This is a genomic window from Rhodovulum sp. BSW8 (genome assembly GCF_003314725.1).
Classification (GTDB): Bacteria; Pseudomonadota; Alphaproteobacteria; order Rhodobacterales; family Rhodobacteraceae; genus Rhodovulum; species Rhodovulum visakhapatnamense.
This window is the reverse complement of sequence record NZ_QNVX01000004.1, coordinates 161,838-175,588: the sequence shown is the minus strand read 5'-3', so window position 1 is coordinate 175,588 and position 13,751 is coordinate 161,838. Positions and strand designations below refer to the sequence as shown.

Sequence of the window (13,751 nt, the reverse complement as noted above, 5' to 3'; positions counted from 1 at the left end):
GCCCTGAGGCAGATTGATATTGCCGAGCGCGGTTTCACTGGTCACACTTTGGGCAAAATCACCGGCGCCACGTCCGGGAAACCAGAAAAGTACAATCGTAGCAGCAACTTCAGGGAGTTTGCATGCCAGATGGGGCTTCGCCCATCCTCGAGGTGCAGGGTCTGCAGACCGTGTTTCGCACCCGGGGCGGCGATATTCACGCGGTCAATTCCGTCGATTTCCACCTGCAACCCGGGGAATTGCTGGGTGTGGTCGGAGAAAGCGGCTCGGGCAAATCCGTCACCATGATGTCGCTGATCGGGCTTCTGCCCTCGCCCCCGGCCGAGGTGCGGGCGGGCACGGTGCGCTTCGGCGGCGACGACCTGCTGCGGATGCCCGCCCGACAGCTGCGCGACATTCGCGGCGCGCGCATCGGCTTTGTCTTTCAGGACCCGATGACCAGCCTCAACCCGGTCTTTCCGGTGGGCTTTCAGATCATGGAGCCGCTGCGCAAGCATATGGGGCTTGACCGCGCCGCCGCGCGTCGCCGTGCGCAGGAACTGCTGGAGCTGGTCGGCATCCCCGATGCCGCGCGGCGGCTGGGCGATTTCCCGCACCAGTTCTCGGGCGGCATGCGGCAGCGGGTGATGATCGCCATGGCGCTGGCCTGCGATCCAGAGGTGCTGATCGCGGACGAGCCCACCACCGCGCTCGACGTAACGATCCAGGCCCAGATCCTGGAACTGATGAAGGACCTGCGCGAGCGGCTGGGGATGGCAGTGATCTGGATCACCCACGATCTGGGCGTGATCGCGGGCATCGCCGACCGGGTGATGGTGATGTATGGCGGCCAGGTGGTCGAACAGGCGCCGGTCAGGGCGCTGTTTGCCCGGCCCCAGCACCCCTATACCCGCGCACTTCTGCAGACCGTGCCCCATGTCACCGGCGCCCGGGCCGAGCGGCTGAAGGTGATCGAGGGCCAGCCGCCGGTGCTGTCGGGCCCGCCCCGCGCCTGCCCGTTCCGCGCCCGCTGCGCCCATGCCTTCGAAACCTGCGCGCGGGCCAATCCGGCGCGCGTCGCGGTCGGCCCCGACCATGACGCCGCCTGTTTCTGGGATGTCGACCGGGGAGCGCCGCGCCATGTCTGAAACCGCAATGTCGGATCGAAGCCCCCGGCCGCTGGTCGAGATACGCGACCTGCGGATGCACTTCCCGATCCATGCCGGGGTGCTGCGCCGCCGGGTCGGCGCGGTGCGCGCGGTCGATGGCGTCAGCTTCGACATCCACGAGGGCGAGACGCTGGGCCTTGTCGGCGAATCGGGCTGCGGGAAATCCACATGCGGCCGCGCGATCCTGAGGCTTTACGACATCACCTCGGGCTCGATCCGGATCGAGGGCGACGAGATCGGCACGCTCGGTCAGGACGCGCTGCGCCCGCGTCGGCCGCGGATGCAGATGGTGTTTCAGGACCCGCAGGCCAGCCTCAACCCGCGCATGACGGTGGCCCGCATCATCGGCGAGCCGCTGGACGAACACACGACGCTGAGCCGCGCCGAAAAGCGTGACCGGATCTACGAGCTGATGGATGCGGTCGGGCTGAACCGGAATTTCGCGAACCGCTATCCGCACCAGTTCTCGGGCGGGCAGCGCCAGCGGATCGGGATCGCGCGGGCGCTGGCCTTGAACCCCAAATTCATCGTCTGCGACGAACCCATCGCGGCGCTTGACGTGTCGATCCAGGCGCAGGTGGTCAATCTGCTGGAAGACCTGCAGGACCGGTTCGGGCTGACCTATCTTTTCATCAGCCACGACCTGTCGATGGTGCGCCATATCGCCGACCGGGTGGCCGTGATGTATCTGGGCCGCGTGGTCGAGCTGGCGCCCCGCGACAGCCTCTATGGCGCGCCGCTGCACCCCTACACGCAGGCGCTTCTGTCGGCGGTGCCCGAACCCGATCCGGACCTCGAAGCCAGCCGCCGCCACATCATCCTGAAAGGCGACGTGCCCTCGCCCGCCAATCCGCCAGAGGGTTGCAACTTCTGCACCCGCTGCCCGCAGGCGATGCCCATCTGCCACCGGATCGACCCCGAAATGCGCGAGCTGAGACCCGGCCATTTCGCGGCCTGCCACCTGCACGATCCGGACCATATCCCGACCGCCGACCCTACGGTGGCAGACGACCAACCCCAACAAGGAGAGTGACATGACAGCGAAACACGCCCTTCTGGGCGCCGCCGCGGCCCTTGCCCTGGCGCCCGCCGCCTTTGCCGAACGCGGCAGCGACGGTCAGGTGAACATCATCTACTGGCAGGGCCCCTCGACGATGAACCCGTATCTGTCGGGCGGCATCAAGGAGCTGGAGGCGGCAAGCCTGTCGCTGGAACCGCTGGCGCGCTACGATCCCGATGGCAACATGGTGCCCTTCCTGGCCGAAACCGTGCCGACGCTGGAAAACGGCGGCGTTTCCGAGGACCTGAAATCGGTCACCTGGAAGATCAAGCCGGGGCTGCTGTGGTCGGACGGCACCCCCGTCACCTCGGCCGATGTGCGCTTTACCTGGCAATACTGCACGGCCGAGGGCGGCGGCTGTTCGCAGTCGGAAAAATACAACGACGTGGCCGATGTCGAGACGCCCGACGAACTGACTGCCATCGTCCGCTTTTCGGTGCCGAAGCCCTATCCCTACGGTCCCTTCGTGGGCAATCAGGCCCCGATCCTGCAGGCCGCGCAATTCGCCGACTGCCTCGGCCCGAAGGCGCCCGGCTGCACCAGCGCCAATTTCATGCCGGTCGGCACCGGCCCCTTCATCGTCACCGATTTCCGGCCCAATGACGTGATCGCGCTGAAAGCGAACGAGCATTACCGCGATCCCGAGAAACCCGCCTTCTCGACCGTGAACTTCAAGGGCGGCGGCGATGCCATGGCCGCGGGCCGGTCGGTGCTGGAAACCGGCGAATACGATTTCGCCTGGAACCTGCAACTGGCGCCCGAGGTGCTGGACCAGATGGCCGCCGCCGGCAAGGGCGAGGTCGAGGTCGCCTTCGGCACGCTGGTCGAGCGGATCATGGTCAACTTCACCGATCCCGACCCGAAATGGGGCGAGCGCCGCGCGACCGCCGACCATCCGCACCCGTTCCTGACCGACAGGGCGGTGCGCCAGGCACTGTCGATGGCCATCGACCGCGATCTTCTGACCGAGATCGGCTACGGGCAGGCCGGGCGCACCACCTGCAACGTGCTGGCCGCGCCCGAGATCTATGCCTCGGAGGCCAACGAGGGCTGCCTCGTTCAGGATATCGAGGGCGCAAAGGCGCTGCTCGATCAGGCGGGCTGGGTCCCCGGCCCCGACGGCGTGCGCCAGAAGGACGGCATGCGGCTGAGCATGCTCTTCCAGTCCTCGACCAATGCGGTCCGGCAGGACTTTCAGGCGCTGATCAAGCAGTGGTGGTCGGAAATCGGCGTCGAGAGCGAGCTTCGCAATGTCGATGCCTCGGTCTTCTTCGGCGGCGATCCGGGCAGCCCGGACACGTTCCAGAAGTTCTATGCCGATGTCGAGATGTATGCCAACAGCTTCGACGGCACCGACCCCGAGGCCTACATGGCCAACTGGGAATGCAAGCAGGCGCCCCGCCCCGAAACCCAGTGGCAGGGCAACAACATGCCGCGCTACTGCAACGCGGCCTATGACGCGCTGGTCGCCGAAATGGCCAAGACCGGCAAGATGGACGAACGGATCGCGCTGGCCAAGAAGATGAACGACATCCTGATGCAGGATTACGTGATCCTGCCGCTGGTGCATCGCGGCCGGGTCTCGGCCCGCGCGACGTCGCTTGGCGGCTTCGTCATGAACGCCTGGGACAGCGAGCTCTGGAACGCGGCCGACTGGTATCGCGTGAAATGAGCCCATGGGGGGCGCCCTGCCCGGGCGCCCCCTCCCTGCCCGCCCATCGAGCCCGAGGCCGTCCATAATGTTCACCTACACGATCCGCCGGCTGCTGATCGCGATCCCGACGCTGCTGGTCATCAGCCTCATCATCTTTCTCGTGGTGACGCTCGCCCCCAGCGACCCGACCGCGAACCTGCCGCTGTCGATCCCCTCCGAGGTCCGCGCCCAGATGCGCGAGGCGCTGGGGCTGAACGAGCCGATCCTCGTGCGCTACCTGCTGTGGCTGAGGCAGTTCTTCCTCTACGAGCCCCTGCACATGCTGGACCAGGCCTTCGGGCTCAGCCTCGCCGGCGAGGACATGCAGCGCATCCTCAGCTGGCAGACCCGCAGCCCGGTCGCCGACCTGATCGTGCAGCGCCTGCCGCAGACGCTTTGGGTCGTCGGCACCTCCTATGTGGTGGGGGTGCTGATCGCACTGCCCATCGGCATCGTCTCGGCCTACCGGCAATACAGCTGGTTCGACCAGATCGGCACCTTCGTGTCGATGGTGGGCTTTTCGGTCCCGACATTCTTCACGGGCGTGCTGCTGATCGTGATCTTCTCGGTCCATCTGGGCTGGTTCCCCTCGATCTACGACACCACGCTGAGGGTCACGGACCTGTCGACCTTCTGGCTGCAGATCAAGCAGATGATCATGCCGGTCGCGGTGCTGGCACTGTACAACGCCGCCCAGATCAGCCGCTTCATGCGCGCCTCGATGCTGGACAATCTCAACCAGGACTATGTGCGCACCGCCCGCGCCAAGGGCATGACCGAGCGCGTCGTGGTGCTGCTGCACGTTCTGAGAAACTCGATGATCCCGGTCGTCACGGTGATCGCGCTGGGCGTGCCCACGGTCTTTGGCGGTGCCATCATCACCGAACAGGTCTTCAAGGTGAACGGCATCGGCCAGTTGCTGATCATCGCGATCCAGGGCGGCGATGTGCCCACGGTGCAGACCCTGACCTTCATCTTCGCGGTGCTGATCGTTCTGTTCAACCTGATCGCCGATGTGCTGTATGGCCTGCTCGACCCGAGGATCCGCTATGACTGACGCCCCGATGATCGAGACGATGGAAATCGCCCGGCCGCCCCGCAACCAGTGGCTCGATGTCTGGGACCAGTTCCGCAGCCATCGCGGCGCGCTTCTGGGCGCGGCCTTCTTCGCCTTCATCCTGGCCGCGGTGTTTCTGGGCCCGCTGATCTGGCAGATCGACCCGACCTATATCGACATCCGCGCCCGCAACCAGGGTCCGAGCCTCGCCCATCCCTTCGGCACCGACCAGCTGGGGCGCGACACGCTGGCGCGGATGCTGGCGGGGGGGCAGGTCTCGCTGGCGGTGGGGCTGACCGCGATGGGCCTGTCGCTGGTGCTGGGCACGCTGATCGGCGTGCTCGCGGGCTATTTCCGGCGGCTCGACGGGGCACTGATGCGGCTGACCGACCTGTTCCTGGCGCTGCCGCTGCTGCCCTTGCTGCTGGTCATCATCATGCTTTTCCGCGACGCGCTGCGCAGCGCCTTCGGCCCCGAGGGGGGCATCTTCGTGCTGATCGTCTTCGTGATCGGCATCACATCCTGGATGCAGACCGCGCGGATCGTGCGGGGCGATGTTCTGGCACTGAAGGAACAGGAATTCGTGCTGGCCGCGCGATCCATCGGCACGCCCTCGCGGCGGATGATCACCCGCCACATCCTGCCCAACGTGCTGTCGCCGATCATGGTCTCGGCGACGCTGGGGATCGCCAGCGCGATCATCACCGAAAGCGCGCTGTCCTTCCTGGGGCTCGGCTTCCCGTCCGATTTCCCGACCTGGGGGCGGCTTCTGTTCGATTCGACCGATTATCTGCAGCAATATCCCGAACGGGTGATCTGGCCCGGCCTCGCGATCTCGCTGACGGTGCTGAGCGTCAACTACATGGGCGACGGGCTGCGCGACGCGCTCGATCCGCGGATCCGGGGGCGCTGAGCCCCCGGAGGGCGGCGGCTCAGTGCTCCATGCCGCGGCGGATCTGGCGGATCATCAGCCAGACCACCAGCACCACGAGCGGCGTGGCAACGGCGGTGGCCAGCCCCTTCGACACCCCCAGCGCCTCGGCGCCCGGCGCGATCATGTAGGCCACGAGGCTGACCGCGTAATAGCTGATCGCGACCACCGACAGCCCCTCGACCGTGCGCTGCAGACGCAGTTGCAGATCGGCCCGCCGGTCCATGCTTTCCAGAAGCTTCTGGTTCTGGGCCGAGCGTTCGACATCGACCTGGGTTCGCAGCAGGTTGGCCGCGCGGACCGCGCGCCGGGTCATCGAATCGAGCTGCGCCTCGGTCGCCTTCACCGTCCGCATCGACGGGTCGTAGCGGCGCATCATGAACTCGGTGAAGGTCTGGCGGTGCTGGAACCGCTCTTCGCGCAGGACCTCGATCCGCTGATGCACCAGCGCTTCGTAGGCGGTGGTGGCCGAAAAGCGGAAGGCCGACTGCGCCAGCAGGCTTTCCAGCTCGGCCGAGACCGCCAGAAGGTTCCGAAGCGTCTCTTCCGGGATCCGGTTGCCGCGGTTCATCTCGCCCACCAGTTCGCTCAGCTGCGGCTCGAGCTCGGCCAGGCGCTCATTGACCTGCCGCGCCCGGGGCAAGCCCAGCATCGACATCGCCTTGTAGGTCTCGATCTCGGTCAGCCGCTGGACGATGCGCCCGATCCGCCGCTGGCCGATCCCCGGCTCGACGAAGACCGCCATGCGCATGTGTCCGCCAGTGTCGATGCGGAAATCGGTGGCCATCACCGCGGCGTCGTCGAGGATCGCCGCCGCCGACAGGCTGTCGGGCGCGAACCATTCGCCCAGCCGCGCCCCGATCTGGCCGGGCCCCTCCTTCACCTGCTCGATCCGGATCAGCGCCGAGGTCAGCCGCGCGCCCGGTGCGGTCTCGAGCCAGTCATCGGGAAACACCTCGAAGGCGGCCGGATCGAACGGCCGGTCGGCAACACCGGGGGTGAAGACGGTATAGGTGACGAACTCGGTATGGCTTTCCCATTTCATCTTGTGCCGGCCCATCTGGCCGAAGAAATGGGTGTCGCCGGGCTTGGGATGCTGCGCCCCGAAGCGGTCGAGCAGGTCGATCGCATGCGCCCGGTCGGCATCGCGGTCTCGGGTCACGGCGTCAAGCGGCGGCTTGATGGCCAGAAAGGCAGCGTGGCAGGGTGCCTCCAGCGAGGGGAAGGGCCGCGCATGCAGTTCGTTCGTCAGCGCATAGCGCAGCGGATGGTCCTGGATCGGCATGGAGGCTGGCCTTCTGTTCCCGCGAGTCACTTCACCTCTAGCCGAGCCGCGCGATTTGTAAACGCGGCAGGGCGCGCCCGGGGGCGCGCAGCCCCTGCGGGGCCCGGGTATTTTCGCCAGGAAGAAGACCAGCGCCGCTTTCTTCTTGGTCCAAATACCCGAAGGTCGCGGCCCGCAAGGGCCGCCCCTGAAAGCTTGCGCCGAAGGCGCACCTTCTTCCACCTGCCGAAGACAAGACGCCCCGCCGGTGGGCGGGGCGTCTCTGGGTCGCGACTCCGATGGGGATCAGCGGATCAGCGTCAGCAGCTTGTCGAGGCTCTGCTTGGCATCGCCATAGAACATCCGCGTGTTCTCCTTGTAGAACAGCGGGTTCTCGATCCCCGAATAGCCGGTGCCCTGACCGCGTTTCGACACGATCACCTGCTTGGCCTTCCAGACCTCCAGAACCGGCATGCCCGCGATGGGCGAATTCGGATCGTCCTGGGCCGCCGGGTTCACGATGTCGTTCGACCCGATGACGATGGCCACGTCGGTCTGCGGGAAGTCCTCGTTGATCTCGTCCATCTCCAGCACGATGTCATAGGGGACCTTGGCTTCGGCCAGCAGCACGTTCATGTGCCCCGGCAAGCGCCCCGCCACCGGGTGGATGGCAAAGCGCACGGTCTTGCCCTGCTTGCGCAGATGCTCGGTCAGCACGGAAACCGAGTTCTGCGCCTGCGCGACCGCCATGCCGTAGCCCGGCACGATGATGATGCTGTCGGCATCTTCCAGCGCCGCGGCCACGCCATCTGCGTCGATCGCGACCATCTCGCCCTCGACCTCGGCCGCGGGACCGCCGGTGCCGCCGAAGCCGCCCAGGATCACGCTGACGAAATGCCGGTTCATCGCGCGGCACATGATGTAGCTGAGGATCGCCCCCGACGAGCCCACGAGCGCGCCGGTCACGATCAGCAGGTCATTGCCCAGCGTGAAGCCGATGGCGGCCGCGGCCCAGCCCGAATAGCTGTTCAGCATCGAGACCACGACCGGCATGTCGGCGCCGCCGATGCCCATGATCAGGTGCCAGCCGATGAAGCCCGCGAGAAGCGCCATCAGGACCATGGTCCAGATGCCCGCGCCGGTGAAGTAGAGATAGCCCAGCGCGATGGCCGCGATCACCGCGACCAGGTTCAGGATGTGGCCGCCCGGCAGCTTGTGCGGCTTGCCGTCGATCTTGCCCGCAAGCTTGCCGAAGGCCACGACCGACCCGGTGAAGGTGACGGCCCCGATGAAGATGCCGAGGAACACCTCGACCTTCAGGATCGAGATCTCGACCGGCGTCTTGTGCGCCAGAACCGCGGCGAAGCCCTTCAGCGCCTCGACCGCCGCGCCGTCATCGGCCGCCTTCAGCGCCATGACGTGGTTGAGTTCAAGCTGGGCGTTGAGCCCGATGAAGACCGCGGCGAGGCCGACGAAGCTGTGCAGCGCCGCCACCAGCTGCGGCATCTCGGTCATCTCGACCCGGCGTGCGACCTCGTAGCCCGCATAGCCGCCGATCAGGACGGCCGGGATCAGCAGCCAGTAATGGCCGATGCCGGGGCCGAAGACGGTGCCGAGCACAGCCAGCCCCATGCCGACGATGCCGTACCAGACGGCGCGCTTGGCCTTTTCCTGGTTCGACAGCCCGCCGAGCGCGAGGATGAAGAGAACGGCGGCGGCGATGTAGGCCGCGGAAACGATACCGATGGACATATCCCCTGCCCCCTCAAGATTTCTGGAACATGGCCAGCATCCGGCGTGTCACCAGGAAGCCACCCACGATGTTGATCGTCGCGATCAGGACCGAGACGGTGGCGAGGATCACCACCAGCCAGTTGCCAGACCCGATCTGCAACAGCGCGCCGAGGATGATGATCCCCGAGATCGCGTTGGTCACCGCCATCAGCGGCGTGTGCAGCGAGTGGCTGACATTCCAGATCACCTGGAAGCCGACGAAGCAGCTCAGCGCGAAGACGATGAAATGGCTCATGAAGCTTGCCGGCGCGAAGGCGCCGACCAGCAACATCAGGGCCGCGCCGACAGCCAGCATCGCGACCTGGGTGATCGTCTGCTTTCGGAAGGCGGCGGCCTCCTGGGCCTTCTTCTCTTCGGGGGTCAGCTCCTTGGGCTTTTCCTTCCTGGGGGCTGCCGCGATCGCCTTCACCTTGGGCGGCGGCGGCGGGAAGGTGATCTCGCCCTCATGGGTGACGGTCGCGCCCCGGATCACGTCGTCTTCCATGTTATGCACGACCTGACCGTCCTTGGCCGGTGTCAGATCGGTCATCATGTGACGGATGTTGGTGGCGTAAAGCGTCGAGGATTGCGTCGCCATGCGGCTGGCGAAATCGGTATAGCCGACGACGGTCACGCCGTTGTCGCTGACGATCTTCTCGCCGGGCCGGGTCAGGTCGCAGTTGCCGCCCTTCTCGGCGGCCAGGTCGACGATGACCGAGCCGGGCTTCATCGCCGCCACCATGTCCTCGAGCCAGAGCTTGGGCGCGGGGCGGCCGGGGATCAGCGCGGTGGTGATGACGATATCCATCTCGGGCGCCAGCTCGCGGAATTTCTCAAGCTGCTTTTCCCGGAACTCGGGCGAGGAGGGCTTGGCATAGCCGCCCGATTCAGACCCGTCGGCGGTGGCCTCCTCGAAGTCGAGGAACACGAATTCGGCGCCCATCGACTCGATCTGCTCGGCCACTTCGGGACGCACGTCGAAGGCGAAGACCATGGCGCCCAGCGAGGTCGCGGTGCCGATCGCGGCCAGACCCGCGACGCCCGCGCCGACCACCAGCACCTTGGCCGGGGGCACCTTGCCCGCCGCCGTCACCTGGCCGGTGAAGAAGCGGCCGAAATTCGACCCCGCCTCGATCACCGCGCGGTAGCCCGCGATATTGGCCATCGACGACAGCGCATCCATCTTCTGCGCCCGGCTGATCCGCGGCACCATGTCCATCGCGATCACGGTGGCGCCCCTGGCCTTGCACTGCTCGAGCAGCGCCTCGTTCTGCGCGGGCCAGAAGAAGCTGATCAGCGTCTGCCCCTTGCGCAGCCGCGCCACCTCCTCGGCGACAGGCTCGCGCACCTTGACGACGATGTCGGCGCCCTGCCAGAGCGCCGCGGCGGATTGCACCACCTTGACGCCGGCCTTTTCATAAGCCGCATCGGCGAAGCCGGCGGCCTCGCCCGCGCCGGCCTCGATCAGACAGTCATAGCCCAGCTTCCGAAGCTGGACCGCAGAGTCGGGGGTCATGGCCACGCGGGCCTCACCCTCCAGGATCTCTTTCGGTGCCCCGATTTTCACGTTCTAGTCCCCTCTTTCAGGCGTTGGGCCGCTGCAGGCCGCTGTCTCATAGCATTGCGCAACAATGTTTCACAAGTTGCAGGGTTGGCTATTCCCTTGTTTCAGGTTTTTCCGTCAGATCAGATCCAGCGCCGCACCCGGGCGCAATAGGCGTCATACTCCGATCCGAAGGCGTCGCGGATCAGCGCTTCTTCCCGAAGGATGAAGCGCCATTCGATCAGTTTCAGGAAAACCGGCACGAGGATCAGGCTCGGCATCGCGTCCCAGATCAGGATCAGCCCAAGCAGGATCGCCGCGTCGGCAAGATAGATCGGATTGCGCGACAGGCGATAGGGTCCCTCGACCACCAGGCGATCGGGCCGCTCGCGCGGGATCAGCGAGGTCCCGGCCAGAACGACCCGCAGCGCGGCCCAGCCGGACAGCGCCAGCCCGAAGACCAGCGCCAGCCCGCCCGCGACATCCCCCGCCCGGCCCAGAAAGGCCAGCGGAAACACTGACGCTTGCAACCAGGCCAGCCCCGCGAACAGGGCCAGCCAGACCGGCGGTAGTTCCAGGTAGTGCAGCAGCCGGGCCATCGGATCTCCGTCACGCATGTCGCCCTCCTTTAGAGAGTCCCTGCCGCCACGATCAAGGGGCTGAATCGTCATCCCCCTTGAACCCGGCGCCGTCTCGCGCCTAGTCTGAAGGCAAGGAGACCTCGATATGACCGATTTTGCGGCCACGCGAGCCCAGTTCCATATTCCCGAGGATGTGATCTATCTCGACGGAAACTCGCTCGGGCCATTGCCGCGAACGGCAGAGGCGCGGGTGGCCGCGGCGGTCCGCGAGGAATGGGGCGAAATGCTGATCGGCGGCTGGAACCGGGCCGGCTGGACCGAGATGCCCCGCGTCCTCGGCGACCGGATCGGCAAGCTGATCGGCGCCGAGCCGGGCTCGGTCGTCCTTGGCGACACGCTGTCGATCAAGATCTACCAGGCGCTCGCGGCGGCGCTGGAGATGCGGCCCGACCGCCGTGTCGTGCTGAGCGATCGCGGCAATTTCCCGACCGATCTTTACATGGCGCAGGGGCTGATCGCGAGCCTCGGCCGGGGTCACACCTTGCGCATGGTCGCGCCCGAGGAGGTCGAGGCGGCCATCGACGACGACGTCGCGGTCGTGCTGCTGACCGAGGTCGACTACCGCACCGGGCGGCTGCACGACATGGCCCGGCTGACCGCGCGGGCGCAGGCGGCGGGCGCCCTGACGATCTGGGATCTCGCGCATTCGGCGGGCGCGCTGCCCGTCGATCTGGCGGGCGCCGGCGCCGATTTCGCGGCCGGCTGCACCTACAAGTACCTCAATGCCGGCCCCGGCGCCCCGGCCTATATCTATGTGGCGCCGCGCCATTCCGACATGGCGCTGCCCGCGCTGTCAGGCTGGTTCGGCCATGCCGCCCCCTTCGCCTTCGAGCCCGGCTACCGGCCCGGCGCGGGCATCGCCCGGATGCGGATCGGCACGCCGCCGGTGTTGCAGATGGCGGTCGTCGAGGCCGCGCTGGGGGTCTGGGAGGGCGTCTCGCTCGACGACGTGCGGCGGCGGTCGATCGCGCTGTCCGACCTGTTCATCGCCGAGGTCGAGAGCCGCTGCCCGGAGCTGACCCTGCTGACCCCGCGCGATCCGCGGCAGCGCGGCAGCCAGGTGTCGTTCGGCTTTGCCGAAGGCTATGCCGCGATCCAGGCGCTGGTCGCGCGCGGCGTCGTCGGCGATTTCCGCGCCCCCGACATCATGCGGTTCGGCATTACCCCGCTTTACGTCGGCGAGGACGAGCTGCTGCGGGCTGCGACGATCCTTCAGGACGTGATGGAGAACCGGCTATGGGACGATCAGGCCTATCGTTTCCGCGCCGCCGTCACCTGAGCGCGCGCCCCCGCCTCCGGCTTCGCCGGGCCCGCCCCGGCGACGGAGCACCGACGCGCGCGGTGTTTCACGATGCGGTGCATCGCGGCGCCTCGCTCAGCTATTCGCCCGAAGAGCGCGACGCCTGGTCGCCCTCGCCCGAGGCGCCGGCCGATTGGGAACAGAAACTCCTGAGCCGCCACACCGTCATCGCCGAGATTCGCGGCGCGCCGGTGGGCTTCATGACGCTGGGCGAGGACGGTTATCTGGACTTCGCCTATGTCGCCCCCGACTGGACCGGACGCGGCATCGGCCGGGCGCTGTTGCAGGCGATCCTGCGCGAGGCGCGCCGCGCCGGGCTGGGCCGTCTTTCGACCGAGGCCAGCCTTGTGGCCCGGCCCTTCTTCGCCCGCCACGGCTGGCGCGAAACGGCCCGGCAAAGCGTCATCCGCCATGGCGTTGCTCTGACGAATTTCCGCATGGAAATAGATATTTAGGGGTCACTTCTCGCGCGTTGCACGAGATTCGGCACGGGCTCAGGCGGTCTTCAGCACCGCCGGGCGCGTCCCCTCGGCCCAGGCGGCCACGGCCTTGCCGAACGCCTCGAACAGCGGCCGCGACACCGGATCGCGGGCGGCGCGGTATTCGGGATGCCACTGCACCGCCAGCGCAAAGCCCGGCGCATCGGCCACATGGATCGCCTCGGGCGTGCCGTCAGGCGCCACCCCCTCGATGACGATCCGCGGCCCGGGCCGCTTGATCCCCTGCCCGTGCAGCGTGTTGGTCATCACCTCGGTCGCGCCCAGGATGCGGTGGAAAATGCCGCCCTCGGTCAGACAGACCTTGTGGCGCAGGGCAAATTTCTCTTCCAGCGACCCGTCGGGCGGCATCCGGTGGTTCATGCGCCCGGGCAGATCGCGGATCTCGGGATGCAGCGTGCCGCCCATCGCGACATTGACCTCCTGAAAACCGCGGCAGATGGCGAAGAAGGGCTGCCCGCGCTCGACCAGCGCGCGGATCAGCGGCAGGGCGATGGCATCGCGCGCCCGGTCGAAGGCGCCATGGGCCTCGGTCTCGGCCTCGCCATATTCCTCGGGATGGACGTTGGGCCGCCCGCCGGTGAACAGGAAGCCGTCGAAACAGTCGAGCAGCTCGGGGACGGAGACGAAGCGCGGATCGGCCGGGATCAGCAGCGGGATCGCGCCCACGACCTCGGCCACTGCCTCGGAGTTCATCGTGCCACCGGCATGGGCGGGGTATTGGTCGTTCAAAAGATAGCTGTTGCCGATGATACCGACCCTGGGGCGTGCCATGGGAGCCTCGCGTTCGCGTTTCGTGTAAGGATATAGGGCATTTCCACTAGGGTGAAGAGCCGGGGCCGGG

Annotated in this window: 12 protein-coding genes; 7 read left to right on the top strand and 5 right to left on the bottom strand. The window is 67.0% G+C overall.

Annotated features, from left to right (window positions below):
- The first annotated feature begins 122 nt into the window (after positions 1–122).
- The 5 genes from DSD19_RS02105 to DSD19_RS02085 all read left to right on the top strand — a co-directional run bounded on the left by DSD19_RS02105 (position 123) and on the right by DSD19_RS02085 (position 5,871).
- Positions 123–1,127 (top strand): ABC transporter ATP-binding protein, encoded by a 1,005-nt coding sequence (locus DSD19_RS02105; RefSeq protein ID WP_113668362.1) that lies wholly within the window; start codon positions 123–125, stop codon positions 1,125–1,127.
- A gap of 7 nt (positions 1,128–1,134) precedes the next feature.
- The gene (locus DSD19_RS02100) at positions 1,135–2,181 is read left to right on the top strand and encodes an ABC transporter ATP-binding protein (protein WP_113668383.1); all 1,047 of its coding nucleotides are present in this window, start codon (positions 1,135–1,137) and stop codon (positions 2,179–2,181) included.
- A 1-nt stretch (position 2,182) separates the two neighbouring features.
- A complete protein-coding gene (locus tag DSD19_RS02095; protein WP_113668361.1) occupies positions 2,183–3,880 on the top strand; it encodes a peptide ABC transporter substrate-binding protein in 1,698 nt (565 codons plus the stop codon).
- A gap of 67 nt (positions 3,881–3,947) precedes the next feature.
- A complete protein-coding gene (locus DSD19_RS02090; protein ID WP_108027728.1) occupies positions 3,948–4,958 on the top strand; it encodes an ABC transporter permease in 1,011 nt (336 codons plus the stop codon).
- Positions 4,951–5,871: an ABC transporter permease gene (locus tag DSD19_RS02085; RefSeq protein WP_113668360.1), complete on the top strand. Its 921-nt coding sequence runs from the start codon at positions 4,951–4,953 to the stop codon at positions 5,869–5,871. The genes DSD19_RS02090 and DSD19_RS02085 overlap by 8 nt, the downstream gene beginning before the upstream one ends.
- A 19-nt stretch (positions 5,872–5,890) precedes the next feature.
- Here DSD19_RS02085 and DSD19_RS02080 read toward each other — a convergent pair whose 3' ends face one another.
- The 4 genes from DSD19_RS02080 to DSD19_RS02065 all read right to left on the bottom strand — a co-directional run bounded on the left by DSD19_RS02080 (position 5,891) and on the right by DSD19_RS02065 (position 11,086).
- The gene (locus tag DSD19_RS02080) at positions 5,891–7,174 is read right to left on the bottom strand and encodes a DUF3422 family protein (RefSeq protein WP_075786474.1); all 1,284 of its coding nucleotides are present in this window, start codon (positions 7,172–7,174) and stop codon (positions 5,891–5,893) included.
- Positions 7,175–7,459: 285 nt separating this feature from the next.
- Positions 7,460–8,905 (bottom strand): NAD(P)(+) transhydrogenase (Re/Si-specific) subunit beta, encoded by a 1,446-nt coding sequence (locus DSD19_RS02075; protein ID WP_113668359.1) that lies wholly within the window; start codon positions 8,903–8,905, stop codon positions 7,460–7,462.
- A 13-nt stretch (positions 8,906–8,918) separates the two neighbouring features.
- Entirely contained in the window at positions 8,919–10,493 is a 1,575-nt protein-coding gene (locus DSD19_RS02070) for a Re/Si-specific NAD(P)(+) transhydrogenase subunit alpha (RefSeq protein ID WP_113668358.1), read from the bottom strand.
- 119 nt (positions 10,494–10,612) lie between these two features.
- Positions 10,613–11,086: an isoprenylcysteine carboxylmethyltransferase family protein gene (locus DSD19_RS02065; RefSeq protein WP_165828021.1), complete on the bottom strand. Its 474-nt coding sequence runs from the start codon at positions 11,084–11,086 to the stop codon at positions 10,613–10,615.
- Between the two features lie 109 nt (positions 11,087–11,195).
- Here DSD19_RS02065 and kynU point away from each other — a divergent pair, with 109 nt between their 5' ends.
- Together kynU and DSD19_RS02055 are read left to right on the top strand one after the other, a co-directional pair.
- The gene (gene kynU / locus DSD19_RS02060; protein WP_075786478.1) at positions 11,196–12,389 is read left to right on the top strand and encodes a kynureninase; all 1,194 of its coding nucleotides are present in this window, start codon (positions 11,196–11,198) and stop codon (positions 12,387–12,389) included.
- A gap of 62 nt (positions 12,390–12,451) precedes the next feature.
- Positions 12,452–12,865 (top strand): GNAT family N-acetyltransferase, encoded by a 414-nt coding sequence (locus tag DSD19_RS02055; protein ID WP_075786479.1) that lies wholly within the window; start codon positions 12,452–12,454, stop codon positions 12,863–12,865.
- A gap of 39 nt (positions 12,866–12,904) precedes the next feature.
- Here DSD19_RS02055 and DSD19_RS02050 read toward each other — a convergent pair whose 3' ends face one another.
- Positions 12,905–13,681 carry a gamma-glutamyl-gamma-aminobutyrate hydrolase family protein gene (locus DSD19_RS02050; protein WP_075786480.1) on the bottom strand — a complete coding sequence of 259 codons (777 nt, stop codon included), beginning with the start codon at positions 13,679–13,681 and terminating at the stop codon, positions 12,905–12,907.
- Positions 13,682–13,751 lie beyond the last annotated feature (70 nt).